The sequence below is a fragment of the Pistricoccus aurantiacus genome, from assembly GCF_007954585.1.
GTDB lineage: Bacteria > Pseudomonadota > Gammaproteobacteria > Pseudomonadales > Halomonadaceae > Pistricoccus > Pistricoccus aurantiacus.
Genome location: NZ_CP042382.1, coordinates 572,637 through 596,917, shown reverse-complemented (window position 1 = coordinate 596,917; position 24,281 = coordinate 572,637). Strand labels below are relative to the sequence as shown.

23 protein-coding genes are annotated in these 24,281 nt (G+C 59.4%); 10 read left to right on the top strand and 13 right to left on the bottom strand.

The annotated features are described in order from the left end of the window. The first annotated feature begins 123 nt into the window (after nucleotides 1-123). The 8 genes from glnL (at nucleotide 124) to FGL86_RS02785 (ending at nucleotide 7,681) form a co-directional block, all read left to right on the top strand. Entirely contained in the window at nucleotides 124-1,188 is a 1,065-nt protein-coding gene (gene glnL / locus FGL86_RS02820; RefSeq protein WP_147183174.1) for a nitrogen regulation protein NR(II), read from the top strand. Next, nucleotides 1,181-2,596: a nitrogen regulation protein NR(I) gene (gene ntrC / locus FGL86_RS02815; RefSeq protein ID WP_147183173.1), complete on the top strand. Its 1,416-nt coding sequence runs from the start codon at nucleotides 1,181-1,183 to the stop codon at nucleotides 2,594-2,596. The genes glnL and ntrC overlap by 8 nt, the downstream gene beginning before the upstream one ends. A 304-nt stretch (nucleotides 2,597-2,900) precedes the next feature. Further along, on the top strand, nucleotides 2,901-3,218 hold the full coding sequence (locus tag FGL86_RS02810) for an Hsp20/alpha crystallin family protein (protein WP_246131712.1): 318 nt from the start codon (nucleotides 2,901-2,903) through the stop codon (nucleotides 3,216-3,218). Nucleotides 3,219-3,271: 53 nt separating this feature from the next. After that, nucleotides 3,272-3,667, top strand: coding sequence for an Hsp20/alpha crystallin family protein (locus FGL86_RS02805; protein WP_147183171.1), 396 nt, complete (start codon nucleotides 3,272-3,274; stop codon nucleotides 3,665-3,667). A 139-nt stretch (nucleotides 3,668-3,806) separates the two neighbouring features. Further along, a complete protein-coding gene (locus FGL86_RS02800; protein ID WP_147183170.1) occupies nucleotides 3,807-5,144 on the top strand; it encodes a deoxyguanosinetriphosphate triphosphohydrolase in 1,338 nt (445 codons plus the stop codon). A 298-nt stretch (nucleotides 5,145-5,442) separates the two neighbouring features. Next, nucleotides 5,443-6,045, top strand: coding sequence for a hypothetical protein (locus FGL86_RS02795; RefSeq protein WP_147183169.1), 603 nt, complete (start codon nucleotides 5,443-5,445; stop codon nucleotides 6,043-6,045). Between the two features lie 89 nt (nucleotides 6,046-6,134). After that, nucleotides 6,135-6,572, top strand: a complete 438-nt coding sequence (locus tag FGL86_RS02790; protein ID WP_147183168.1) for a phage holin family protein — start codon at nucleotides 6,135-6,137, stop codon at nucleotides 6,570-6,572. Then, nucleotides 6,569-7,681, top strand: a complete 1,113-nt coding sequence (locus FGL86_RS02785; RefSeq protein WP_147183167.1) for a DUF3618 domain-containing protein — start codon at nucleotides 6,569-6,571, stop codon at nucleotides 7,679-7,681. The genes FGL86_RS02790 and FGL86_RS02785 overlap by 4 nt, the downstream gene beginning before the upstream one ends. 95 nt (nucleotides 7,682-7,776) lie before the next feature. Here the strand turns inward: FGL86_RS02785 and FGL86_RS02780 are convergent, their stop codons facing one another. The 5 genes from FGL86_RS02780 to FGL86_RS02760 all read right to left on the bottom strand — a co-directional run bounded on the left by FGL86_RS02780 (nucleotide 7,777) and on the right by FGL86_RS02760 (nucleotide 15,543). Beyond that, nucleotides 7,777-8,283: a hypothetical protein gene (locus tag FGL86_RS02780; protein ID WP_147183166.1), complete on the bottom strand. Its 507-nt coding sequence runs from the start codon at nucleotides 8,281-8,283 to the stop codon at nucleotides 7,777-7,779. After that, nucleotides 8,273-9,523 carry a poly-beta-1,6-N-acetyl-D-glucosamine synthase gene (pgaC, locus tag FGL86_RS02775; protein WP_147183165.1) on the bottom strand — a complete coding sequence of 417 codons (1,251 nt, stop codon included), beginning with the start codon at nucleotides 9,521-9,523 and terminating at the stop codon, nucleotides 8,273-8,275. Before pgaC ends, FGL86_RS02780 begins: the two co-directional genes overlap by 11 nt. Further along, nucleotides 9,520-11,484: a poly-beta-1,6-N-acetyl-D-glucosamine N-deacetylase PgaB gene (pgaB, locus tag FGL86_RS02770; RefSeq protein ID WP_147183164.1), complete on the bottom strand. Its 1,965-nt coding sequence runs from the start codon at nucleotides 11,482-11,484 to the stop codon at nucleotides 9,520-9,522. The genes pgaC and pgaB overlap by 4 nt, the downstream gene beginning before the upstream one ends. Then, nucleotides 11,481-13,913: a poly-beta-1,6 N-acetyl-D-glucosamine export porin PgaA gene (gene pgaA / locus FGL86_RS02765; RefSeq protein ID WP_246131711.1), complete on the bottom strand. Its 2,433-nt coding sequence runs from the start codon at nucleotides 13,911-13,913 to the stop codon at nucleotides 11,481-11,483. Before pgaA ends, pgaB begins: the two co-directional genes overlap by 4 nt. A 724-nt stretch (nucleotides 13,914-14,637) precedes the next feature. Then, nucleotides 14,638-15,543 carry a nuclease-related domain-containing protein gene (locus tag FGL86_RS02760; protein ID WP_147183163.1) on the bottom strand — a complete coding sequence of 302 codons (906 nt, stop codon included), beginning with the start codon at nucleotides 15,541-15,543 and terminating at the stop codon, nucleotides 14,638-14,640. Nucleotides 15,544-15,623: 80 nt separating this feature from the next. On the opposite strand from FGL86_RS02760, the gene FGL86_RS02755 reads away from it, so the two are divergent. Then, the gene (locus tag FGL86_RS02755) at nucleotides 15,624-16,502 is read left to right on the top strand and encodes an NAD-dependent protein deacetylase (RefSeq protein WP_147183162.1); all 879 of its coding nucleotides are present in this window, start codon (nucleotides 15,624-15,626) and stop codon (nucleotides 16,500-16,502) included. Here the strand turns inward: FGL86_RS02755 and FGL86_RS02750 are convergent. From FGL86_RS02750 to FGL86_RS02740, 3 genes are all read right to left on the bottom strand, one after another. Beyond that, entirely contained in the window at nucleotides 16,483-16,908 is a 426-nt protein-coding gene (locus FGL86_RS02750; protein WP_147183161.1) for a translation initiation factor Sui1, read from the bottom strand. The genes FGL86_RS02755 and FGL86_RS02750 overlap by 20 nt on opposite strands. A 61-nt stretch (nucleotides 16,909-16,969) precedes the next feature. After that, nucleotides 16,970-17,647, bottom strand: coding sequence for an HAD family hydrolase (locus tag FGL86_RS02745; protein ID WP_147183160.1), 678 nt, complete (start codon nucleotides 17,645-17,647; stop codon nucleotides 16,970-16,972). 200 nt (nucleotides 17,648-17,847) lie between these two features. Beyond that, the gene (locus tag FGL86_RS02740; RefSeq protein ID WP_147183159.1) at nucleotides 17,848-18,885 is read right to left on the bottom strand and encodes a sodium:calcium antiporter; all 1,038 of its coding nucleotides are present in this window, start codon (nucleotides 18,883-18,885) and stop codon (nucleotides 17,848-17,850) included. Between the two features lie 115 nt (nucleotides 18,886-19,000). On the opposite strand from FGL86_RS02740, the gene FGL86_RS02735 reads away from it, so the two are divergent. Further along, nucleotides 19,001-19,294 carry a DUF4235 domain-containing protein gene (locus tag FGL86_RS02735; RefSeq protein WP_147183158.1) on the top strand — a complete coding sequence of 98 codons (294 nt, stop codon included), beginning with the start codon at nucleotides 19,001-19,003 and terminating at the stop codon, nucleotides 19,292-19,294. 95 nt (nucleotides 19,295-19,389) lie between these two features. On the opposite strand, the gene FGL86_RS02730 is transcribed toward FGL86_RS02735, so the two are convergent. The 5 genes from FGL86_RS02730 to FGL86_RS02710 all read right to left on the bottom strand — a co-directional run bounded on the left by FGL86_RS02730 (nucleotide 19,390) and on the right by FGL86_RS02710 (nucleotide 24,226). Further along, complete coding sequence (locus FGL86_RS02730) at nucleotides 19,390-20,130, bottom strand: COG4315 family predicted lipoprotein (RefSeq protein WP_147183157.1); 741 nt, start codon at nucleotides 20,128-20,130, stop codon at nucleotides 19,390-19,392. A 106-nt stretch (nucleotides 20,131-20,236) separates the two neighbouring features. Beyond that, entirely contained in the window at nucleotides 20,237-20,593 is a 357-nt protein-coding gene (locus FGL86_RS02725; protein ID WP_246131710.1) for a hypothetical protein, read from the bottom strand. A gap of 220 nt (nucleotides 20,594-20,813) precedes the next feature. Beyond that, the gene (fba, locus tag FGL86_RS02720; RefSeq protein WP_147183156.1) at nucleotides 20,814-21,878 is read right to left on the bottom strand and encodes a class II fructose-bisphosphate aldolase; all 1,065 of its coding nucleotides are present in this window, start codon (nucleotides 21,876-21,878) and stop codon (nucleotides 20,814-20,816) included. A 39-nt stretch (nucleotides 21,879-21,917) separates the two neighbouring features. Then, nucleotides 21,918-23,084 carry a phosphoglycerate kinase gene (locus FGL86_RS02715; RefSeq protein ID WP_147183155.1) on the bottom strand — a complete coding sequence of 389 codons (1,167 nt, stop codon included), beginning with the start codon at nucleotides 23,082-23,084 and terminating at the stop codon, nucleotides 21,918-21,920. A gap of 53 nt (nucleotides 23,085-23,137) precedes the next feature. Then, nucleotides 23,138-24,226: a type I glyceraldehyde-3-phosphate dehydrogenase gene (locus FGL86_RS02710; RefSeq protein ID WP_147183154.1), complete on the bottom strand. Its 1,089-nt coding sequence runs from the start codon at nucleotides 24,224-24,226 to the stop codon at nucleotides 23,138-23,140. Nucleotides 24,227-24,281 lie beyond the last annotated feature (55 nt).

Here is a 24,281-nt window from a genome sequence, read left to right as displayed (position 1 = left end):
CGGTCGTTTTGTCGAAAATCTTGATGAAAAAGGCGCCGGTGCTCGTTCTCCATATTGTTGAAGCGAATTGGCCCGGTTCTTGCTCATAACAATCCATTCCTTTCGACAAATTCGAGTGGTGTCATGTACCGACGTCTGCTGGAGCACCTGAGCACGGCAATCCTGTTGCTGGATGTTCAACTGCGGCTGCGCTGGATGAATCCGGCGGCGGAAGCGCTGATGCGATTGAGCCTGGAGCGCATGCAGGGTATGCGCTTGGACCATCTCGAGGGCGCGATCATCGAGGTGATGAGCAGGGCGCGAGCGGCCGGCTGTTCCTACACTCAGCGCGAAGCGGTGATCGCCTTGCCCTCCGGCGAAGGCGTCACCGTGGACGTTACCGTGACGCCACTTCCCGAAGACGAACTGCTGCTGGAGATCGAGCCGCGGGATCGGCTGCTGCGAATTTCTCGTGAGGAGGCGCTGCTGGCGCATCAGACCACCATCAAGACGCTGACTCGAGGCCTGGCTCACGAGATCAAGAATCCCTTGGGCGGCATTCGCGGGGCGGCTCAGCTTCTGGAACGTGAACTGATCGCTCCGGGACTCAGCGAATACACCCAGGTAATCATCCAGGAGGCGGATCGGCTGCGGGATCTGGTGGATCGGATGCTCGGGCCGAATCATCGTATCGCTTTCGCGACGCTGAACATTCACCAGGTCGCGGAACGGGTTCGTGCCTTGCTGAGCGCCGAACACGTCGATATCGAGATACGCCGCGATTACGACCCCAGCCTGCCGGAACTGCTCGGCGACGAGGCGCAGTTGATCCAGGCGCTGCTCAACGTGGCGCGCAATGCCATGCAGGCGATGGAAGAAAGCGCCGCAGCCCAGCCGACCCTGACGCTTCGCACCCGGGCTCGACGCCAGTTCACTCTGGGGGCGGAACGTCATCGCCTGGTATGCGAAATCGCGGTGATCGACAACGGTCCGGGCATCCCCCGGGCGCTGCGGGACACGCTGTTCTATCCGATGGTTTCCGGACGCGCAAAGGGCCGCGGTCTCGGGCTTTCCATCGCTCAGGCCGCCATGCACCAGCATCAAGGATTGATCGAGTGCGACTCTATCCCGGGGCATACCGAGTTTCGACTATTGCTGCCGGTGATCAAGCAGATCCCATCCTCGCCTTCCGGAGACATCCATGCCTGATCTCGCTCGCGTGCTGATCGTCGATGATGACCGGGCCATTCGCTGGGTGCTCGAGCGCGCGCTGGCGCAAAGCGATCTGCAGGTGGAAAGCGCCGAGAGTGCCAGCGAAGCCCTGCGGCGCATCGACGCTCAGCCGCCGGAGGTGCTGGTCACGGATATTCGCATGCCGGGCATCGACGGTCTCGATCTGTTGGCTCAGGTGCAGGAACGCTATCCGCAGCTGCCGGTTATCGTGATGACCGCTCATTCGGACCTGGATAGTGCCGTGGCATCCTACCAGGCCGGCGCTTTCGAATATCTCCCCAAGCCCTTCGACGTGGACGAGGCCCTGACGCTGGTGCGCCGCGCCGTCGCCCATGCCCGAAAGGATCGGCATCCCGTGACAACGCCTCCGGCGACGCCTTCGGAGATCATCGGCGAGGCGCCGGCCATGCAGGAGGTATTTCGCGCCATCGGTCGTCTGTCCCAGTCGAATATCACCGTGCTGATCAACGGAGAATCCGGCACCGGCAAGGAGCGGGTCGCCCAGGCGCTGCACCAGCATAGCCCCCGGGCCGGGGGTCCGTTCATCGCCTTGAACATGGCGGCGATTCCCAAGGAGCTGATGGAGTCCGAGCTGTTCGGCCACGAGAAAGGCGCTTTTACCGGCGCCACGGCGCTGCGTCGCGGACGCTTCGAGCAGGCGGATGACGGCACCCTGTTTCTGGATGAAATCGGTGACATGCCGCCGGATACCCAGACGCGGCTTTTGCGTGTGCTGTCCGACGGCGAGTTTTATCGTGTCGGGGGCCACGTTCCGCTGAAGGCCAACGTGCGTATCATTGCCGCCACGCATCAGAACCTGGAAGCACTGGTGGAGCAGAAACGCTTTCGCGAGGATCTTTTTCATCGTCTCAACGTGATTCGCGTGCATCTGCCGCGACTGGCGGAGCGCGCCGAGGACATTCCCTGCCTGGCGCGGCATTTTCTTGCGGAAGCCGCTAGGGAGCTGGCCGTGGAGCCGAAACGACTGACCCCCCAGACGGAGCGGCATCTGGCCCGGCTGCCCTGGCCCGGCAACGTGCGTCAATTAGAGAATACCTGCCGCTGGCTGACGGTGATGACTACCGGGCGCGAGATATTGGTCGACGACCTGCCGATGGAACTGCGTGAAATCGAAAACAGCGACGCCAGGCAGGACTGGCGCGAGGCGCTTCGCCGCTGGGCGCAGCGCACCCTGGCGTCGGGCTCCACGGCGGCGTTCGAAGAGGCGCTGGCGCAAGCGGAGCGCATTCTTATCGAAACCGCCTTGTCGCATACCGGTGGGCGCAGGGGCGAAGCAGCCAAGCTGCTGGGCTGGGGACGCAATACCTTGACTCGCAAGTTGAATGAGTCCCCAAAACAATGTGATGAAAAATACCCTCCTTAATGGGCTTGCGAGCATTTTCCGTCCTTGAAATCCTTGCGCTCGCCACCATGTTTCAAGTAGCGAGCTAGTAAAAATCGTTCAGGTGATAAGAACTCAAAAAGAGTTCGCTAGCATCGCGAAACGAAAGAGGGAAACACTGTCTTGTCAAAGGAGGTGTTCGATCATGTTGTTCGATGAATTTTGGCGTTCCGGTGGGCCGAAGTCTGCGGATTTCGATTGGTTCAGGCAGGTAATGGATGAGTTTTTTCCTACTGCTACCTCAGATATTCGTTCCATGCCTCCGGGGACGTTTCCGATGATCAACATGGGTCGTACGGATGACTCTTATCGAGTCTACGTGTTCGCCCCGGGGCTGAGTGAAAACGAATTGGAGGTAAGCGTTCAGGATAATGTCCTGACCTTGCAAGGCAAGCGAGAGTCCGCTCTCGGCGCGGATGAACAGCAGCAGGGTGCCTACTACCGCAAGGAGCGTTTCAGCGGCGAGTTTTCACGATCCATCACCCTGCCGGAGGGCGTGGATACCGAACGCGCCGAAGCGCGCGCCACCAATGGACTGATCGAGATCCAGCTGCCCAAGCGCGAGGAAATGAAGCCTCGTCGCGTCGAGATCAAGAGTGCCTGAAACGGCTTGCGTTCACGTGATAGATAGGGAGGTGTTGAGCGATGAAAAAGGAAATGACTCAGAAAGCAGCTTCTCACGATGAAAAGCAGCAGGAGGTAGCGACCCAGCAGCAACAGCGACGCAGCCTGACGCCAATGGTGGATATTTTTGAGCGGGACGAGGCGCTGCAGGTAATCGCCGACATGCCCGGGGTGACTCAGGAGTCGCTGCATATCGAAGTGGACAACAATGTGCTGAGCATCGAAGGTGATATCAAGTTCGATATGCCGGAAGGGCTGTCCCCGTCCTATGCGGAAGTGCGAGGCGATCGCTATGCGCGCCGCTTCACGCTGAGCCAGGAAATCGATACCGAAGCGATCGAGGCGAAGATCAGCAACGGTGTCCTGCATTTGACCCTGCCCAAGCGTGAAACCCATCGCCGGCGCCGCATCGACGTCAAGACTGCATGATATCCGCCCTTCATTAATGACCTGGCAGAACGACGCCTCCTCTTGGGAGGCGTTTTTGTGCCACTAACGATCAAGGTAAAGCGCCAAGGGGACGTTTCCAGCCAGGAGTGCCAGAATGGTCGTTTCAAGGAGAATGCCCATGACGCAGATGCACTGGGAGCGGCTGCTCGATCCGAACCGGCTCAATGACAAGCCTCGCGGTACCCGGGAAGAGCCGGGGCGCAGCCCTTTCCACAAGGATCATGACCGTATCGTCTTCGCCGGCTCCTTCCGGCGGCTGGGACGCAAGACCCAGGTACACCCGCTGACGGACAACGACCACATCCATACGCGGCTGACTCATTCCCTGGAGGTCGGCTGCGTGGGTCGCAGCCTGGGGATGATCGTTGGTGAGGGCCTCAAGCCGCGGCTGCCGGGCTGGATCACCCCGGCGGACCTGGGCGTCATCGTGCAGGCGGCGTGCCTGGGCCACGACATCGGCAATCCTCCTTTCGGTCACGCCGGGGAATACGCCATTCGCGACTGGTTCAAGCGCGCGGAGCAGGATGGCAGCGGCCTGCTCAAAGGGCTTTCGCCGGCGCAGCGGGCGGATCTCTTGACCTACGAAGGCAACGCTCAAGGGTTTCGTATCGTCACTCAGATCGAATACAACCAGTTTCGCGGCGGCATGCGCCTGACCGGGGCAACGCTTGGCACACTGCTTAAATATCCCTGGACCGTGGAGCATGGCGGCAAGGCGGGGAAGTTCGGCGCCTACCAATCGGAAAAACATCTGCTGACCAAGGTAGCGCAGCAGCTTGGGCTCAAGCCCCGGGGGGTCGACGCCTGGTGCCGTCACCCTCTGGCCTATCTGGTCGAGGCCGCAGACGATATCTGCTATGCGCTGCTGGATCTCGAGGACGGCCTGGAAATGGGCATTCTGCGCTTCGATGAGGTTGCCGAGGTATTGATGCTGATCGCCGGAGGCTCGCCGTCGGAATATCACGACATGCAGCGCGAAGGAGTCTCTCAGCGGCGGCGTATCGCCGCCCTGCGCGGCGCCGCCATGGAGCGGGCGGTAAACGACGTGGCGGCGGTGTTTGTTCAGCACGAGACGGAACTGCTCAACGGCGATTTGAACGACGACCTGCTGGAGCTCTGTCATCCGGACCTGGGCTGGGGCGTTGGAGGCGCCAAGCAGCTGGCTCGGGAGCGCATCTTTCAGAACGAGCGCAAGGCAAAGCTGGAAATCGGCGCCTACACCACTCTGGGTATTCTACTGGAAGCCTTTATCGGGGCCGCTCATGAGCTTCATCACACCGGAGACTCGACGTTCAAGCATCAGCGAGTCTTGGCGTTGATCGGTGAAAACACGCCGCGCCCCTCCTGGTCGCTTTATGACAGCTATCGGCGCATGCTGGATTTTATCGGGGGAATGACCGACCACTACGCGGTGGATCTGGCTCAGGAAATGGGCGGTCGACTACGCGCGGATTGAATCGAATTGGCCATCGTTATTTTTCAAAAATCATTTATCCCGAACGGCGACTTGTTAACCTAAGTTTCTTTTTTGCGATGGCGTTGACTTATCGCTTTAAACAGGTTGCCGAACATACATTTTTTTACACTCTTGAGGGCTGATAGAGGTCTACATTAAGTTGCTGGAAGCAATAAAAAACGGCGCATGTTGAAAAGTCTCCGCGGTTGAAAAAACGCTCAAGTGGTGTTTTCTTTCAAGAGATCGTTGTCTCCGATACTTTTCAATTTATGCAAACCATGAAGCATGGAGGTGATACATGGTGGATCCAGATAAGCGAGTCAGTCCAGACCGGGTCAATCCAGACCGGGTCAATCCAGACCGGGTCAATCCAGATCGGGCAAGTTCCGGCGCGACCACGCCACCAGCGGCTGGCACCACTGGAAGCGGTTCCGTTGGAAGCGCTTCTGGCACTGCGGGAGCGGCAGGCAAACCCCAGACGGAACATGCCAAGGATGACGTGAAGCACAAGGCGCAGCAAACGGCAGGCGAGGTGCAGGACGCCGCTCGTCAGCAGGCGGAAAGTACCTTCAACCGTCAGACCGGCGCGGCGGCCCAGGAAACGGAAAAAGTCGCCAACGTCTTCCATAAAATGGCGGATGAGTTCAAGAACCAGGACCAAGCGTACTTTTCCCGCTATGCCAATGATCTGGCGAGAGGCACCGATGCGCTGTCCCGTCGGTTGAGGGAAAAGAACCTGCAGGATTTGCTGGGCGACGTCCAGCGCTATGGTCGTCAACGCCCCGCCGCGCTCATGGGCGGCGCCATTGCCGTGGGCTTTTTGCTCTCACGCTTTCTGAAAAGTTCACAGCGCCATGACGACCATCCGCAAGGCGGCCCGGGAGGCACCTATCCGTACTGATCGGCAGTCATATTCGGCATCCCGAGTGACTCGCTGGCGTTCCAGACAGTGGGTCAATGACGCTATCACGCGAAATGGAGATCAGGTTCATGGATTCAGAAAACACGCCTAATAAAGATCGTTCTACCTTTACCGGCTTGCTGTCCGACTTAACGAATGAGTTGACTTCCTTGGTTCGTCAGGAGATCGAGCTGGCCAAGGCTGAGGTCTCGGAAAAGATTTCGCAGACCACATCAGGGGCGACTTCCGTTGCGATAGCGGGCGCCGTGCTGTTCGCTGGCTTTCTCGTACTGCTGGCGGCGGCAGTATTCGGCTTGAATACGGTACTACCCCCGGATACGACCCCGTGGCTTTCAGCGCTTATCGTCGGCGTCATCGTGGTTATCGTCGGTTTCATCATGCTGCAAAGCGGTCGCAAGAAGCTCAAGGCCCAGAACCTGGCGCCCCAGCGCACCCTTTCCAGTCTGAAAAGCGACAAGCAGCTTGCCCAGAAGCACGAGCAAAATGCCAAGGAGGCGCTGAAATGAGCGACGACAAGAACGAACAGCGTAATCCCGAGGAGATCGAATCGGATATTCAGCGTACCCGCTCTCAACTGGACAACACGCTGAACGAACTCGAAGAAAAGTTCTCGCCGCAGCGTTTGATGAACGAGACCTACGAATATCTGCGCGGCGGTGGCGCCCATACTTTTTTCAACAAACTGGGCGTCACGGTCAAGAACAATCCGCTGCCGGTGCTGGTGACCGGCGTGGGGTTGGGATGGCTGATCATGTCCCAGCGCGATCCGGCGGATCACGTGGGGGAGTCCGTGGCGACGCGACAGAGCCCGGGACTGGACCCACACCGCTCGCGTGGTAGCCACGATACGCACGGCACGACCTCGGGGGATTCAGGATTGTCCAACGGTGCGGTGCCGTCAGGGGAGCCGGGCATTCGAACCGATACCGGAACGCGTGCGGGGCAGATCAGCCATCAGCATGGCGGTGTCGGCGCAACATCGTCCGGAGCGGCTTCTCCGGGAGGCGAGGCGCCGAAAGGCGAGTCGCATGGCGCGGGTCAGAGCAGGACCGGAGCGGCAAAGGAAAAAGCCCAGCAGTTGGGTGACAGCGCCAGGAGTAAGGCGCAGGGCGTAAGCGAAAGCGTCAAGGGAACGGCGCAGAGTATGGGCGATAGCGTTAAACAGGGAGCGCAACGTATGAGGCAAGGTGCACAGAATACCGCAAGCGGCGTTGCCAGCGGGTCTCAGTCAGCGGTACAGAGCGTGTCCCACGGCGCGCAATCCGCGGGGGCGCAGACGTCGCGCTTTATTCAGGAAAACCCCTTGGTCGCCGGTGCGCTAGGGATTGCTCTCGGGGCCGCCTTGGGTAGTCTGTTTCCCTCGACACGTCTTGAAGACGACTACATGGGTGAGTACCGCGACAAGGCGATGGACAAGGCGGCGGAAACCGGGCAGCAGGCGGCGGATCATGCCCAGGCCAAGGTGCATGAAAAAACCCAGGAGGCCAAGGCCGAGACCGAGGATGCATCTTCCAGCGGTTCCTCGCGAAGCCAGACTTCCACCGCTGGTGCCTCCACGCGGGGCGGCCCCACGCCGGGCGCCTCCACGCCGGGAACGACGACACGTCGTTCTTGATCGCGTCAGCCTGATGAATAGCAAAACAAAGCCAGGAGCAATGCTCCTGGCTTTATTGTCTCGCCGTGAAGAATAGTGTTCAGGAAAAAGAGCGTTCAGTGAATACGCCGGCTCTCGTCCTGCAGATTCTTGCTCATCTGTACCTTGTACATTTGCGCCTGCAGCTGCGAATTCCATTTCTCCTGCCATTTTCCATGCCAGAATACCGGATCCGGCGCCAGGTGAGGCACCGCGCGGGCGGAGCGGCTGGCCTCAGCGGAGCGATGCCATTTGGTTCTCATGCGCTCGTAGCTTGCCCAGAGATGGATGACCAGAAAAATAATGGTGAAATCAATGGCAAGCAGCATAAGCGCGGTCGTTACATATTGCTGCACGGCGACACCGGCGCTGTTGATCAATAGATAGGCCTGTAGAAAGGGCAGGCACCAGAGACCCAGGGTGACGATGATCAGGCCTATATCGCGCACCCAGTACCCCATGCCGGCGCGCCTTGACTGGCTAATGATCATGTTAGGCAGTTTTTCCCGCTCGCCGATTTTCCGGCTAGAAGTTGCCGCATGATCGAGCGAATTGAGGTCGCCGATTGAAAGATTAGTGTCCACGTAAGGCTTCTCCTCTGTCCGGGCTGCGCCAGATGGCCAGCTGGCCGCGGCGACGGGTAACCGCTTTGGGAATGGCAATGACTGTTGTCAGCAGATTGAGCATCCAATAGAAAAACGGATACCAGATACTCCAGAAAAAATGTCTTCCCATGTCCTGGTCGTAGCGCTTGTCGAGAAAGAAGCTCACGGCAAATTGCAGCAGACATATAGGAATCAACCAGCTGCTCGACCAGAGGATAATCGTCGTTACGCTGTGCAGGACGATATCGTTCAGCGCCCACTGAACGACGCCGAGTATCGCCAGCGCGCATAGCGAGTAGCACCAGAAGCCGCTGAGAATATATTCCAGCAGCAGTAGCCAGAAGCGCCGGTTTCGCCAGCGTATCGCCAGAGGGAAGTAGCGCAGAAAGGCTTCGGCGCCGCCTTGCGCCCAGCGCAGACGCTGCTTGAACAGGCCACGCAGGGTCTCCGGCATCAACACCCAGCACAGCGCGTGGGGTTCGTAGCGTATCTGCCAGCCGCTCAGCTGCAGCTTCCAACTGATATCAATATCCTCGGTGATCATGTCGGTGCTCCAGCCCCCGACCTGTAGCAGTGCCTGCTTGCGGAAAGCACAGATCACGCCGGAAACGGTGAACACCATGCCATAGACCCGCTGTGCTCGCTTGATCAGCCCGATGATCGAGGAAAATTCGCCGGTCTGGATCTTGCCCACGGCGGTGGAGCGGGTTCGCACTCGCGGATTGCCGGTCACGCCACCTACACGCGGGCCGATGAGAAAGTGCTCGACCATCCAGCTTACCGCCTCGTAGTCGAGTACCGAGTCGCCGTCGATGCCCACGATGATATCCCCGGTGGCCTCCGCCAGCCCGTGATTCATGGCGCTGGCTTTGCCCTGGTTTTCCTGATGCAGCACCTTGAGATTCGAGTACTGCTTCATCATCTTGTCGAGCAGTACGCCGGTATTATCGCGGCTACCGTCGTTGATGGCGATGATCTCCAGATTGAGGTAGTGCTGCCGAGAAAGATGGCCGATGGTTTCCTTGATGTTCTGCCCTTCGTTGTGACAGGGCACCAGCACCGTGACCCTAGGCGCGTTGGGATTCGTGGCGCAGTCGGTCTGGCGCTGCTGCTTGCGCTCCCAGTGAAAGAAGTAGTAAAGGCCGCCGCTTATCCACAACGTTGCCATGACGCCGGGATAGGCGATGATGAAAAGAAGAAAGGTTTGCGTCAGGTTCATTGTGCCGCTCCCAGTTGAGCGTTCAACGAGAAGTTAGATCGCAGAACCAAGGTATCCGGATGGCCGTTGAGGAAGTCGTCCGGATAGTAGCCGTAGTTATCAATACCCGCTTCATGGATCACGTCCATCCAGTGAGCGAGGGTCTTGCTGGAGACGGGGGTTTGATCCCGCCAGTCCGAGGCCTGTAGTTCGAAGACCAGCTTGTTCGCCGGCACCTGTTCCAGGGATTTTTCAGCTAGCTCTTTCAGCCAGGCGTCCGGGTCGTCCGCGCCTTCCATGTAGGGCATGGCCATTACGGCGGTGTAATCGTAGGCTTGACCGAAGGCCTCGAGATCCTGAGCGAACCAACGTTCGCTTTCCGGCTGCATGATCGGCCTGGCGTAGATATTGCGCGCGGTCTCGAGCTTGTTGTTATCCACCAGACGGTAGTAGTTGGCGCGCTCGGCAAGCTGATGCGTGAAGTCGATCAGAAATTGAGTCTTTTGTTCGCTCCAGCGGGACATCAGGGCGTCGTCTTGACGAATCTGCTCGACGTCGCCGGGCAAATCCCACTGCTGACGATACCAGTCGCTGGCGGATTCGCCGGCATCCTCGAAATCGCTCAGGAAAGCATCATCGTGAAACAGTAGGCCGCCGAACTTGCCGTAGAGGCCCAGGTCTTCGTAGATATCGCCGATGATCTCGCGGTTGCGTGCTGAGTAGGGCGACAGGCGCCGATAGTTTTCGGGATTGGGTTCGCCGCTACGCACGTCGCTGACGTACTCCTGGCCCTCTCCCAGATCGAAAGCCATCACCGGCATCCAGGCATAGACCTTGACCAAGGAGCGTTTCTTGAGCTGCCAGGCAACTCGATTGAACAGATCTTCCTTCATCGGCATATGCCGGTTGGGAAAATACATGGCCTCCGCCACGCCGTCTCCATCTGCGTCCGCGTAGGCCTGCAGATAGACAGTGCTGATGCCCTGGCGCTTGATACGGTCCAGCAACACGTCGAGATTACGACTCTGTTGCTGAGGGTCCGGGTCATAGACATAGTCGAGATCGACATGTACCACCCGCTCGGTCTTGCGCTCCCAGGTATCGCCGGAGAGATACTCCTCGAAGGTTTCCAGGGACGTTTCCTGATCGATCAGGAAACGCCCCAATTGCCCGGTATCGTCACTCAGCTTGTTGATATGCGCCAACAGGCTAAAGGTATACGGCATACCCGCCTGGGCGGAGAGTTCCACGCTTGCTTCGCTGTAGGCGCCGTAGGGCCAGAACAGGATTCGCGGCGCCTGGCCCAGCTTTTCCTTGAGCTGAGCGCTGGCGCGCTTCAGATCGTTACCCACTCGGGCTTCGTACTCTTGCGGGCTTTCATAGCCGGCCATGCCGTTGAAGTTACCCGGGGACCACTTGGGAGAGGCTGCCGCCGGTAGCTGATTGCCGAAGGGATTGCCGACAACGCCGTGATGCAGGTCGTAGCTATGAGAGGCCACCTCGATCAGCGGGGAATCCTGGAGCTCCCGCAGCTGCTCCCAGGTCATGAAGCGCTCGCGAGGCAGGTGAACATCGCCATAGAGCACCTTGCCTCCCGCCGGTACCGCCATCCAGCTGCCTACCGGGGCGATCACCGCCGGGAAATCATAGAGCTTGAGCAGCGGGAAAATGATGTCGTAGACGCTGCGGTAGCCATCATCGAAGGTCAGCAATACGGCTTTCTCAGGCAGCGGCTGCCTGCCCGCCCGGGCATCGAGAATCTGCTGGAAGCTGATCGGCTGATAGCCCAGTTCGTCGATCAGGTTGAACTGTTTCACCAGGCGGTCCCGAGTGATCGTTTGGGGGTAAATCTTCCGATCTGGGGTTTGCGTCAGATCGATCACATCGTGATAGCTGAGGATGCTGTAGGTCTCGGCCTCGTTGGCGGCGAACGCGGGGAATGCCAAGGTTAGTGCCAATAGCGTGGCAATCCATTTGCTCATAAGAATCTCCATTCAAGACCGGCGTTGACGCTGTTGTCATATTCCGGATCGCCGTCGTAGACGGCGCGCTGGCGAGTCACGCCATACTCCAGGGTCAGATCCGGCGCCAGGGTCCAGCGGTGGCCGTAGCCGATTTCCCAGGTGTCGTCGTTATCGAAGTTCTTCTGCCAGTAATGACCGGCGCCCAGGGTCAGCGTTTGAGTAAAGGTCTTGCGGTAACCCAGCGGTAGGCTATAGGCGGTTTCCACACGACCGTTCACGCTGGTATCGCGCTTGGGGTTGAAATAGCTGGCCTCGACGGTGTCGTTGCGGGAAACGCCGGCGGAAAGTTCGCCGATGACTTGCCATCTGTCCCAGTGGTAGAGCTGTTCTGACCAGCTACCCTGAATGGCGCGCCGCAGATTGCCATCGTCGAGATCCATCAGCGCCAGCCCCAGCGAGCCCGTGCCGGCTTCATCACGACGATAGCTGGCTTCCAGGCGATACAGGTCCGCGTTGACGCCATCGCGCAGGGCACGCAGCGGGGTTTCCGCGGAGTTGATCTCGACGCCAAGCTCCGCGCTCCAGTGATCGGAGAAATCGTAGGTCAGATAGCTCCACAGCAGCGGGTCATCGTTGAGCTGATTTCCGTTACCCGCCTCGATGGACAGGGTGGCGGGATAGAGATTGAATTCATAACCGGCGCTGGTGTAGGCGGCGTAAAGATCGTCCCCCTCGTATTCGCCGTAAAGGCCGATGCGACGCGCGAAAAAGCGCGAGCCGGCGTCGTTGCGCGGCGCCTCGAGCCGGGCCTCATAGCGCCAGTCCTTGGAGCTCTGTACATCAGCGCCTTCGCTGTCGCCTCGGCTAGCCGTAACGATAAGACCGCCGGCACGCTCTTCCTTCAGGTTGCGACGCAGGCTATCGCGCATGACGCTGGGCGGATCCTCTCGGAGACGTTTATCGATGGCTTCGACGGTGCCGCGCCATTGGCCTCGTTCAAGCCGTGACAGCAGGACGCTATCCTCGGCGAAGTGTCGATCCGTCGGCGAAGTCAAACGCGCCGCGTGCTGGTAGTCTTCCTCTGCCTGACGCGGCCAGCCGCGCCAACGGCTGATATCTCCCTTGAGCTGCCAGAGAGAGGCGTTGCCCGGCGCCTGTTCGAGCAGGCCATCGAGCCGTCGGGAGGCCTCGGCTTCATCACCGCGCCAGGCGGGCAGCATTACCTGAAATTGTCTGATCCGCCCATAGTTGGGGTTGTCGATACGGGAAACGCCGGTGAAGTCCCAGCGGGAGTCCTGCTCCTGCTGTTGCCACTCATCGAGTAACGCCTGGGCATCGTCATAGCGCTGGGCGTCCGCATAGGCGTAGATCAAGGAGGCATTCAAAGGCTGATTGAGATCGCGATTCTCTTGCAATCCGGAAGCCGCGAGTGCTTGATAAAGCTTGATGGCCCGGTCCGGTTCTCCCAAGCCGCTGAGCGCATCCGCTCGCGCCCGTTTTACATAGGCGGGCAGTTCACCGTCGCGAGCTTCCAGTCGAGACGCGAGAGTTTCCGCTTCCGCGAAACGACGCAGCAGGGCCAAGGCAACGACCTTGTCGTACTGGGCGCGTTTGAGCAGATCGTCACTGATGTTCGGCGTGTCGATCAGCGCATCAAGCTCTTGAAGCGCCTCTCTGGCGCGCTGCGGTTGATGGGTATTTTCCGCCAGGCGAATCTTGTCTACCGCGTCGTAATAGCTCAGCCACTGCAGGTCGATAGCTGAAAAAGCCTCAGGATGCTCGCGCAGCAGATTCTTGGCCGCGTTACGAGCGCCGATGGTCACCGCCAGCCGATACAGCGCCTGAATGTCTTGCACGCTTTCGGGGTTGCGTCGCACCAGGTATTCACGGGTGCGAAGCTCATCGATGAGATCGTTTCTTTGGGTAGCGAGTTCGATACGGGTGCGTAGCCAGTCGTCGCTGACGCCGAAGCGCTGTTTGATGATCTGCAGGGTGTAACCTGCCGCGAGGTGGGCACCCTGTTCGATATCCACGAGCGCCAGCCCTAGCCAACCTTGCAGGTTATCCGGCTGGCGCTGTGTGAGGGTTCGATAGAATGTTTGAGCCTGCTGTGTCTCGCCGGTTTGGCGAGCCGCCAAGCCCAAGGCTTCGAGGCTAGTGGCGGAGTAACTGGCCGCCGTACAGTTGCCACAGGCGTTCAACGCCTCCGCATAGCGCTCTGCGCGAATCAGCAGGGCGATCAGATCGTCCAGCACGGCCTGGTCACCGGTCTTGGTATAGAGCCGTGACAGTCCCTCGATGGCCCTGTCGCGCTGTCCCTCCCGGGCCATGATGACCCAGGCTTCTCGCTGGGAATCCAGACTGCCCGTCTGGGCCAGCGCGTTTTCCATTCCAAACGCGGTCAGGCCCCAAAGACAGCACGTCAGCATCCGCATCGTCTTGTTCATACCCTTGCTCACTTGTTCATCCTTGCAACCCCGATACGACGCGGTATGGCGGTATCCCATCACGGCTGAAAACGCGGCTTTGCAAAGAATTAGTAATGGATAAAACTAATTTATTGTTTCTGTCTTGCCGTATTATTGTTTGGTTTTGTACATAAAAGCGTATTTTTAATAATAAAAGCTAGCCTGCTCTGATGGTCTACTATCAAAACTACTAATTAATAATCTGCGATTTGATTAGTTTTTATAGTGAAAGTACGCGGTCAGGTAAGAGGAAAATCATTAACTTGATATAGAATTTCCTGTTGGTGAATACTTCAGAGAATTATTCTTGAAACGCTGTTTGAGAGCCAGGCGGACGCTTTATTAACCTGGCAATCAAATAGGTCATCCTGACCTCTTTGATTGTCGCCCCCGCCACACTGGCGCAAATATGGGAATCTGCTGGTGTGGCGCAGGCTCGCACCGACCTGCCGGTCGGTGGCGGCATTTCCCTGTGCCGCGATTAACCCGGCACAAATGACTGCCGGGTTAATCGCAAGGCACGCTAATTATCATGCGAAAGGTTAACGGAAGAAAGTGGAGGATGCTAGATTGATATTTGGCACATTGTTTATATTGTTTTTTTAGTTAATCAAGAAAGTTTTATAGTATTTTTTTAATTACTATAAAACCAGATTTACCGTCGCGATTGTTTTATATAGCATTATTGGTTCTTGTTTTGACTTTATATTAGGCTCCAGCGGTTGATTTGATGGATCAGGGCGTGAGCGATACGATCCTGAGTGTCTGGATCTAGTCGTTCCGACGGCTCTCCCGACAGGTCTTCACCGGATAGATGCTGGATCAAGGTTTCGCCGTTCATCACCTGAATATCCTCCGGCGCTTCAGTGGTATCGATCTGCCAGCCGGGGAGAACCAGGAGGGCGTGAACCGACAGCCTGATATGGCACTCCCGCGCCAGCCAGGTTTCGAGCCACGCCTTGGCTTGGCGTGTCTTGTGCAGCGGACCTCGCTCGCTCCAGCCCGGAAAACGCAGGCGCTCCCGTTCCACTACCAGCCGGTTCTGTTCCTGACCTGCCGCGTCAAGGGACCGCGTGCGGGCGCGAGTTTCGATCACGAAAACGCCTCGGGGCGTCAGCACAACATGGTCGATGGTGAACCTGTCCGCAGGAATGTCGTGAAAAACCGCGTAGGGATGGGTTTCCGGACGTACCAGACGCTCCAGTTTCTGGCTTACCGCAAGCTCGCAGGCCAGTCCCAGCTTGAGGCGCCGAATCCGCTGATAATCACGCATCAGCAGCACGCAGAAAACCAGCGCCAGCAAGGTGCTGAGCGCGCCATAAAACGCCCATTCCAGCCAGTCCTGGCGAGGGGCGAACAGCATCCGGCCCATGCCGTACACCATGGGCGCCAGCGTGGCGATCGGACCCAGGGCACCATCGAGGAACAGATCCGCGAAAGCACGGTCTAGACGCACGCGCAGGGTCTGACCGGATTCGCGCAGCAGTTGGGCGTCAAAAGGCGAATGCACCCGCGAGTCGTGCAGGTTACGCAGCGCCAGGACGATAACCGCGGTAGCGCCGAGCGGCAACAAGAAGATCAGCGGAAGCAGATACTCCAACCAGGCCATTAGGGTTCCTTGCCCTGTCGCGTTCAGGGCGTATTCTAAAGATACCCGAAGGCGCCGGCTATGGTTTCAAAGGAGAGACGATGGAATCGATCGAGGCATGCCCGACGCTGGCGTCGAGCAGCGAGTTGGAAAGGTTGAAAACGTTTATTACCGAACATCCTGGCCTGGCGGTGTTGAGCGGGGCTGGGGTCAGTGTGGAAAGCGGCATTCCGGATTATCGAGACGCCCTGGGCAACTGGAAGCGTCCCCCGCCCATGGATCATCAGCGCTTCATGCGTAGCCACGCGGCGCGACAGCGCTATTGGGCGCGGGCCTTGATCGGCTTTCGCGCCGTGCATCACGCGCGCCCATGTGGTGCACACCGCGCCTTGGCGCAGTTGGAAGCCCGCGGCTATGTAAAAGCGCTGATCACCCAGAATGTGGATGGCCTGCACCAGCAGGCGGGTTCCCGACGGGTCATCGATCTGCACGGACGGGCGGAGCTGGTGCGCTGCATGAGCTGCGAGGCCAAGCGAATGCGCTACGATCTGCACGCGGAACTCGAGGCGACCAATCCGGAGTGGCTGTCTCTCGATGCCCCGGTCGGACCGGACGGCGATGCGGATCTGGAATCCCTGGATTTTTCGAGTTTCCATGTGCCCAGCTGCCGACGCTGCGGCAGCGGTATTCTCAAGCCGGACGTGGTGTTTTTCGGCGATAGCGTTCCCGCGGACCGGGTGACGTCGAGCATGCGCCTGATCGGCGAGGCCAGGGGTCTGCTGGTGGTGGGATCGTCGCTGATGGTGTTTTCCGGCTACCGCTTCGTGCGCGAGGCGGCTCGTCTGGGCAAGCCCATCGCCTGTGTCAATCTCGGGCGTACCCGAGCGGATGCCCTGTACCAGATCAAGGTCGAGCAGTCGGTAGGGCAAGCGCTGGAGACGCTGAGCGCCACTCTCGAGGCTATCCCCCAGCCAGCTTGACCTTGAAACCGTGCTGTTCGAGGATAGTCTTGAGGGTTTCGCGATGATCCCCCTGAATTTCGATCACCCCATTCTTGAGCGCGCCGCCGGTCCCGCAGCGCTTCTTCAGTTCCTTGACCAGTTCCTTGAGCGGTTCATCTTCCAGCGGAATGCCGGTCAGGGTGGTGACTCCCTTGCCCTTGCGTCCGCTGGTTTCACGGCGAATACGCACGATGCCGTCCAGACCTGCCAGACGCTCCCGCTCCGCGAGGGAAGCGCAGGCGCATTCCGCTAGGGGGTGGCGGCAATTCGGACAGGTTTCGCCGTACTCGGTGGAGTAGACGAGACCGGAGGATGGCTTTTCGGAAGGAGCATCCGATCGCCGAGCGCCTAATCGCGCGCGCAGCTGATCTTGCAGGGAAGGCATGAGAGAACCTCGGCGGCAGACGTGGATGGCGCCGAGGATAGCGTAGACACCGGCAACTCGACTAGCCGTTGACGGCGATGCTGCGACTCAGATGAGCCACAATGGTAGGCAGCTGGTGCATGTTGCTGATGGAGATGGCGCCTTCCGGCGTGGTTTCGACATCCGGGAAACGATTCAGGTGCACTACGGTCATTCCCGCCGCCAGGGCGGCTTGAACGCCGACGATAGCGTCGTCGATCGCCAGACATTCCCGGGGGGCAAATCCCATCAAACTGGCAGCATACAGATAGAGACAGGGATCCGGCTTCCAGCAGTTGGCGCTGTAGCCGCTGAACAAACGCTCACCGAAATATTCACCCAGCCCGGTAGCGGCAAGTCCAGCGCGAATCTTCGCCTGCGTTCCGTTGGATACCACCCCGCTGGGATATACAGCCAGTAAATCGAGGGCTTCGCGTACCCCGGGTAGCGCGGTCAGTTCCTCGGGAACGCGCGCGGCGTAGCGTTGACGCATGACGGCTTCCGATGCCTTCAAGCGCTCGGCATCGATTTCTCCGTAGCGACGCTGAAGCTCCTGAGCGATATGGCTGAAACGCGCCCCACGAAATTCACCGATGTAGTCGTCCGGCGTGAAAGGCAGGCCCAGCTCATTGAGGGTAGTGGCCATTTCCGCTGCCAGTAGCGGCTCGCTGTCCACCAGAGTGCCGTCGCAGTCAAACAGTAAACAGTGAGGTTGTGCCATCACCCAGTTTCTCCCCGCAAGCCCGATGCTTGCGACTCAGCGTTCAGTCGGTTTATGGATCAATTCATCTATCCATACGCCTTATCGGTATTAAAGCCTAAATTCTTTATTTTGTGAACGCTGTTTTTTAACATTCTGGTAACATTATTTGTTTCATGTGTTTTTACATGAAAGGCATTGTGGCTTGCTCATCACCATTGTCACTTGCCAATTACCAGTATGACGGCGCCGGTGAGGTAGCAGCCGATGATTGCCACGCTCTCGAAACCGATACGGCCGGGGCCTTGTTCTTCGCGGCGAATCAGACCCATGATCAGGATGCCGGTCATCAAAAGTGACAGCGCAATCCACAGGGCGATGTTGTCGGGGATGGCGTGATAGATCGAACCGCCACGATAGGCGATATCCGAGGTGGCGACGAACAACACGTCAAAGGCATTGCCGCCGATGATGCCGCCTACTGCCAGGGTAAGAGCGCCGCGGCGCACCGCCGCCACTGAGGTGACGAGCTCCGGCAGAGACGTTACCACCGAGGTCATCAGGGCGCCTATCACCGCCTGGCTCAAGCCGGTTTCCAAGGTAATGATCGTGGCGCTGCGCTCGAGCATCCAGCCCGCCAGACCGAGCGTCGCGGCCATCAGCAGGAAGGCCAGCCACAGAGAGGTCAGGGAGCGTTTGAGCGCCTGTTCATCGGGAACGTCGGGCCGGGTTTCCCGGGTTTGCGCCGGATGCCACATCGGGTTGTCCTGGACCTTGTCCACCAGACGCAGACCGAACAGATAGACGATGAACAGAAGCGGGGTAATCGGATGCACCTGCCAGAATGTCCATTCCGGCGTGAAACGACCTACCAGCAACAGCGACAGCAGACAGAGCAGCAGCGAACCCTGCATGAGATTGCCGATGGAGGCGGCGGCATGCTCCAGGTTGGCGCGTTTGTGCACGAGATCGGCAATGGTCAGGAACAGGGTCTGTACGGCGATGCCGCCCAAGGCGTTGCTCATGGCGAGTTCTGGCCGGTCTCCCCAGGCGGCGGTGGTGGATAGCACGATACCGGATAGAGAGGTCGCCATGCCCAGCAATACCGCGCCGGCAATCGCTTCCCCCAGACCGGTTCGATCGGCGAGGTCATCGACCACATGGGTCAGGCGCGTGCCGACGATGCCGATGACGATCGAGCAGGCGACAAAGATGCCCAGCGCCGTGGGTAGGGCCATGTGATTTAGCCATGCAAGCATAGTGGGAATTTCCTGATCGTCGTTGCGTGGAAACGGCCTGACGGAAAACGTCTCGTAGCGATGGGCTCACAGGATACAGTAGGCTGGTTGCAGATAAACGGCAGAGGGTTCAGGCATGAGGAAAAATACGCTTTGGTCGCTGATTGGCTACGGCGCAGCGCTAGGCGCGGGCATCATGACACGCAACGCGGCACGCAAGGCTTATCAGGGCAAGTCCGGCCATCGTCCGCCGGAAAATCCGGGTGAGGACGATGTCGGATGGCAGAGCGCTTTATTGTGGGGTGCTGCCACCGGCGCGCTGGTAGGCGTGGCGCGAATCGTCGGGCGGCACGCCGGAGACAAAGCCTTGCGCCAGGTGGATAAACGCCGCCGCAGGCGCTACCGGCTCAAGCAGCGCCCACTCAGTTAAACATCATGGCCGTCACCTCAGCTGTGACCTCTGGGAAGGAATGTCACTGCTGGGAGACTCTTGAAAAAGCGGTAGCGAAAAAGTCAGCCGGTCCCTCAGTTACTGCCGGGCGCATCCTCGAGCTTGCGATGCGCCCGCTGCCCTTGGCTGGCGGGTTCGTCTTCGCCGAGAATTCCTTGCTGCAGGTCTTCCGTCTGGCTGCGCCCGCCGCGGGTGATCTTCTCGCCCTGGGGGGAAAGCAGATACCAACCGGCGCCCAGATGCATGACATTCTGGCCCAGGGCGTCACCGGGATTTTTATCGCCGCTGAAGTAGTAAAGCGGCCAGCCGTTGTAGGTGACCTGCTGGGAGCCATCCTGACGTTCGATGGTGCCTAGCAGTTCGGCATCCACGCCTTCTCCGGGCTGAGGTGGCTGCACGCTCGCGTAAGGCGGCCAGGCAATGGCGCAGGTCTGATCGCAGGTGCTTTGTCCGCCCTGGGAATCCTTGGCGAACATGTAAAGGCTTAGCCCTTTCTGGTCCGTCAGATAGCGCCCGTACTCTCCCTGTTCACGAACTTTCGGCATGGCCTGTTCGGTGGGTTCCGGGGTCATGCGCAGATCCGGGGTGGACGCCAGGTTGTCTTCTCCGCCTTGATCCGCTTCTGTCTCGCCTGGCGCTCCCGCGCCGGCGCTGATACGAATCGACGGCTCCTGGGCAACGGCATTTTCCGCGAGCGACATGAACAGCAGACCGCCCACCAGACAAAGCAAGGCGCCGAGGCTCGAAATCCTGATGCTTGAAGCCCCGAGTCTAGAAAAACCAAACTTCGAAAAACCGGAGATGCGTAGGTTCATCGCGGACTTCCTTTCCTGAAGAATGGGATCTTACTTTAGAGACATTACAAGCCGATGATCAAGGGAACTCAACTCTTCTTCGAGACGGCGCTGGCTCCTGAACGCGTCAGCTCTGCGAGAGTCGTCGGGAATTGGCGGTGGTGCGATAATAGAAAGGGCGCAGCGCGCGGCGGCCGGTGACCCACCAGGGATGAAACTTGCCGGCTGACAGATTGACCAGGTTCTTCTGCATTTCCAGGCCGACTTCCACACTCGCCTGCAGTTTTTCCGTCACCATGAGTTGATTTTCTTCCAGCATGCTGGCGCTGTGAGGCGCTTGGGTCAGCCACATGTTGTTGCGCAGGACGATGGTGGAGAATGCGGAGGAAAGCATTTCCATGGTCATCAAACTGACCTTGTAGGCATCCATCATGGCCAGTGGCGTCAGCGGGATAATACTAGGAAGGCGATTTTTATGATTCATTAAAAAGTGTCCAGGGGTTAAAAAGAGCATGTCGTCATTTGCGGCGTCATTAGACGTGTTTTTTTGCTGCGCTGCAATATAGCATTTGACCGGAAAGGGGTTCGTAAATTCCGCAAACTGGAATATACGATGCCAAAAAACAGGCTTTGTGGTGTGGGCAAGGCCTGGGAAAACAAGCAAGTATACAGAATCGCGGTGTCCCTGTCTTCCCGGGTTAGGCTTACCTGACCTGCGGATCCAGTTCGCCGCGCTCATAGCGCAGGAACATGTCTTCCAGGTTGAGCGGTCTGATCCGGCTTGCGTTGCCCGCGGTACCGAAGGCTTCATAGCGAGCGATACACACCTCGCGCATGGCGGAGACGGTTTCCTTGAGGTACTTGCGCGGATCGAGTTCCGCCGGGTTCCTGGCCAGAAAACGGCGCACCGCACCGGTGGAAACCAGGCGCAGGTCCGTGTCGATATTGACCTTGCGCACCCCGTGCTTGATGCCTTCGACGATTTCCTCCACCGGCACGCCGTAGGTTTCAGGAATCTCGCCGCCGAATTCGTTGATGATCTCGAGCCATTCCTGGGGCACGGAGGAAGAGCCGTGCATGACCAGGTGAGTATCAGGAATCCGCGCATGGATCTCCTTGATGCGGGAGATGGAGAGGGTATCGCCGGTAGGGGGCTTCGTGAACTTGTAGGCGCCGTGGCTGGTGCCGATGGCGATGGCCAGAGCGTCCACCCGGGTCGCCTTGACGAAGTCCGCCGCCTCTTCCGGGTCCGTCAGCAGTTGATCATGACCGAGCTTGCCCACCGCGCCGATGCCGTCTTCCTCGCCGGCCATGCCGGTTTCCAGGCTGCCCAGGCAGCCCAGCTCGCCCTCTACGGAAACCCCGCAGGCGTGAGCCATCTCGACCGTGCGCCGGGTGACCGTCACGTTGTAGTCGTAGTCCGTCGGGGTCTTGCCGTCCTCTCCCAAGGAGCCGTCCATCATCACCGAGGAAAATCCCAGTTGGATGGAGCGCTGACAGACGGCGGGAGAGGTGCCGTGGTCCTGGTGCATGACCACCGGGATGTGCGGAAATTCCTCCACCGCCGCCAGAATGAGATGGCGCAGGAAGGGAGCGCCGGCGTACTTGCGCGCCCCGGCGGAGGCCTGAACGATCACCGGCGAATCCGTCTGGTCCGCCGCCTCCATGATGGCGCGCATCTGCTCCAGGTTGTTGACGTTGAAGGCCGGCACGCCGTAGCCGCGCTCCGCGGCGTGGTCCAGCAGTTGACGCAGGCTGATCAGGGCCATGGACTCTCCTTTGAAAAACGTTTTGCTGAAACCGGGTATTTAGCGGCTCGCGGCCTCTTCCAGCGCCGCGACCGCGGGGAGTTGCTTGCCTTCCACGTATTCGAGGAAAGCCCCGCCGCCGGTGGAAATGTAGGAAACCTGCTGGGCGATGCCGTACTTGTCGATGGCCGCCAGGGTGTCGCCGCCGCCGGCGATGGAGAAAGCGTCGCTTTCGGCAATGGCGCGAGAGAGGATTTCGGTGCCGTGGCCGAACTGGTCGATCTCGAAAACACCGACCGGGCCGTTCCACAGGATGGTGCCCGCATCCTTTAGCAGGGCGCCGAAACGCGCGGCGGTGTCCGGCCCGATATCCAGAATCATCTCGTCATTGTTGACCTGGTCTACCGGCTTGGTGACCGCCTCGGCGGTTTCGGCAAATTCCGTCGCCACGATGACATCCGTGGGCAGGGGAATGTCGACTTTTTCCATCAGTGCCTTGGCCTGGTCGATCAGGTCTTCCTCGTAGAGCGACTTGCCGACGTTATGCCCCGCCGCGGCGATGAAGGTATTGGCGATACCGCCACCTACGATCAGCTGGTCGCACTTGTAGGAAAGGGCGTTGAGCACGTCGAGCTTGGTGGAAACTTTCGACCCGCCGACGATCGCCACCATGGGGCGTGCGGGAGAAGCCAAGGCCTGCTCCAGGACTTCGAGCTCCCTGGCGAGCAGCGGGCCGGCGCAGGCTTTCTTCGCATAGCGCGCCACGCCATGAGTGGAGGCCTGGGCGCGGTGAGCGGTACCGAAAGCATCCATGACGAAAATATCGCACAGATTGGCGTAGGTCTTGGCCAGCTGATCGTCGTCGCTCTTTTCGCCTTTGTTGAAGCGCACGTTTTCCAGCAGCACAATCTCGCCGTCGATCAGATCGAGGGCGACATCGAGATAGTTCTCCACCAGGCGCACCGGAATACCCAGCAGGTCGCCTAGGCGATCCGCCACCGGCGCCAGGGAGAACTGCTCTTCCGGCTCGCCTTCAGTGGGGCGCCCCAGGTGGCTCATCAGCATGACCTTAGCGCCGGCCTTCTGCGCGGCCTCGATGGTGGGCAGGCAGGCCTTGAGCCGAGCGTCACTGGTGACGCGGCCATCCTTGATCGGTACGTTCAGGTCCTCGCGAATCAACAGGCGCTGACTGGTGAGTTCCAGGTCGGTCATCTTGTAAACGTTCATCGGTAGAAGTCCTCGAGATAGTCATTCGAAAAGCAGGCGATAGGCAAGGCGCGCTAGAGCACCTTGCCCTGCGGCTCGACGAGAGGCTGTTCGGCTGGCGATCGAGCAGCCAACAGCGAAGTTCGCTCCGCCAGCCGCTCGGCGATATCGAGCATGCGATTGGCGAATCCCCATTCGTTGTCGAACCAGCATAAAAGCTTGACCAGGTGGCCGCCGGCGACCCGGGTCTGGGTAGCGTCGACGACGCCCGAACGCGGATCGTGGTTGAAGTCGATGGAGGCGGTGGGCTCTCGGGAGAACCCGATCAGCCCCGCGAGACGCCCGTTGCAGGCCGCTTCCAGCAGGTCGTTGACTCGAGTGGCGTCCGCGGCATCGCGTACGCACACCGAGACATCCATGGCGGAGACGTTGATGGTGGGCACGCGCACGTGCAGACATTCGAAACGGTTCGCCAGATGCGGCATCAGTCGATTGATTCCCTTCGCCAGCCCCGTATCCACCGGCACGATGGACTGCATGGCGGAACGGGTCAGGCGCAGATCCGTCTGGTGATAGGCGTCGATCACCGGCTGATCGTTCATCGCCGAGTGGATCGTGGTGGTGACGCCGTGCTCCACCCCCAGCGCTTCGTCGAGCACCGTCAACAAAGGTACCAGGCAGTTGGTGGTACAGGAGGCGGCGGAGACGATGCGCTCCTCGCCGCTCAAGATGTGATCGTTGATGCCGACTACCACCGTCGCGTCCACGTCGTTTTCCGCCGGCTGGGAAAACAGCAGACGTTTCGCCCCGGCGTTCAGGTAGCGAGTCGCCGTGACACGATCCTTGAAACTGCCGGAGCATTCCAGCAGCAGGTCGATATCCAACGACTGCCAGGGCAGATGTTCCGGCTCCGCCTCCGAGAGCACACGAATGCCGTGGCCGTTGATCCATAAGTGGCCGTCGCGGCTTTCTACCTGGCCGGGAAAGCGGCCGTGAGTGGTGTCATAACGGGTCAGATAGGCAATGGTATCGAGATCGGAAAGCTCGTTGATCGCCACGATCTCGAGCGCCGGCCGCGTCGCGTCGTCGGCGCGCTCGGCCAGCGCGCGCAAGACGCACTGGCCGATGCGACCGTAACCGTTGATGGCGATGCGATAAGCCATGGGGCAGCGACTCTTGGCGTCGAGAAAACCGCGATTCTAGCGTAAAAGTCCATCA

Excerpts from the sequence above, each read along its gene's own strand:
- glnL (WP_147183174.1), top strand. The coding sequence starts at position 124 with ATGTACCGACGTCTGCTGGAGCACCTGAGCACGGCAATCCTGTTGCTG.
- ntrC (WP_147183173.1), top strand. The coding sequence starts at position 1,181 with ATGCCTGATCTCGCTCGCGTGCTGATCGTCGATGATGACCGGGCCATT.
- FGL86_RS02810 (WP_246131712.1), top strand. The coding sequence starts at position 2,901 with ATGGGTCGTACGGATGACTCTTATCGAGTCTACGTGTTCGCCCCGGGG.
- FGL86_RS02805 (WP_147183171.1), top strand. The coding sequence starts at position 3,272 with ATGACTCAGAAAGCAGCTTCTCACGATGAAAAGCAGCAGGAGGTAGCG.
- FGL86_RS02800 (WP_147183170.1), top strand. The coding sequence starts at position 3,807 with ATGACGCAGATGCACTGGGAGCGGCTGCTCGATCCGAACCGGCTCAAT.
- FGL86_RS02795 (WP_147183169.1), top strand. The coding sequence starts at position 5,443 with ATGGTGGATCCAGATAAGCGAGTCAGTCCAGACCGGGTCAATCCAGAC.
- FGL86_RS02790 (WP_147183168.1), top strand. The coding sequence starts at position 6,135 with ATGGATTCAGAAAACACGCCTAATAAAGATCGTTCTACCTTTACCGGC.
- FGL86_RS02785 (WP_147183167.1), top strand. The coding sequence starts at position 6,569 with ATGAGCGACGACAAGAACGAACAGCGTAATCCCGAGGAGATCGAATCG.
- pgaC (WP_147183165.1), bottom strand. The coding sequence starts at position 9,523 with ATGAACCTGACGCAAACCTTTCTTCTTTTCATCATCGCCTATCCCGGC.
- pgaB (WP_147183164.1), bottom strand. The coding sequence starts at position 11,484 with ATGAGCAAATGGATTGCCACGCTATTGGCACTAACCTTGGCATTCCCC.
- pgaA (WP_246131711.1), bottom strand. The coding sequence starts at position 13,913 with ATGAACAAGACGATGCGGATGCTGACGTGCTGTCTTTGGGGCCTGACC.
- FGL86_RS02760 (WP_147183163.1), bottom strand. The coding sequence starts at position 15,543 with ATGGCCTGGTTGGAGTATCTGCTTCCGCTGATCTTCTTGTTGCCGCTC.
- FGL86_RS02755 (WP_147183162.1), top strand. The coding sequence starts at position 15,624 with ATGGAATCGATCGAGGCATGCCCGACGCTGGCGTCGAGCAGCGAGTTG.
- FGL86_RS02750 (WP_147183161.1), bottom strand. The coding sequence starts at position 16,908 with ATGCCTTCCCTGCAAGATCAGCTGCGCGCGCGATTAGGCGCTCGGCGA.
- FGL86_RS02745 (WP_147183160.1), bottom strand. The coding sequence starts at position 17,647 with ATGGCACAACCTCACTGTTTACTGTTTGACTGCGACGGCACTCTGGTG.
- FGL86_RS02740 (WP_147183159.1), bottom strand. The coding sequence starts at position 18,885 with ATGCTTGCATGGCTAAATCACATGGCCCTACCCACGGCGCTGGGCATC.
- FGL86_RS02735 (WP_147183158.1), top strand. The coding sequence starts at position 19,001 with ATGAGGAAAAATACGCTTTGGTCGCTGATTGGCTACGGCGCAGCGCTA.
- FGL86_RS02730 (WP_147183157.1), bottom strand. The coding sequence starts at position 20,130 with ATGAACCTACGCATCTCCGGTTTTTCGAAGTTTGGTTTTTCTAGACTC.
- FGL86_RS02725 (WP_246131710.1), bottom strand. The coding sequence starts at position 20,593 with ATGAATCATAAAAATCGCCTTCCTAGTATTATCCCGCTGACGCCACTG.
- fba (WP_147183156.1), bottom strand. The coding sequence starts at position 21,878 with ATGGCCCTGATCAGCCTGCGTCAACTGCTGGACCACGCCGCGGAGCGC.
- FGL86_RS02715 (WP_147183155.1), bottom strand. The coding sequence starts at position 23,084 with ATGAACGTTTACAAGATGACCGACCTGGAACTCACCAGTCAGCGCCTG.
- FGL86_RS02710 (WP_147183154.1), bottom strand. The coding sequence starts at position 24,226 with ATGGCTTATCGCATCGCCATCAACGGTTACGGTCGCATCGGCCAGTGC.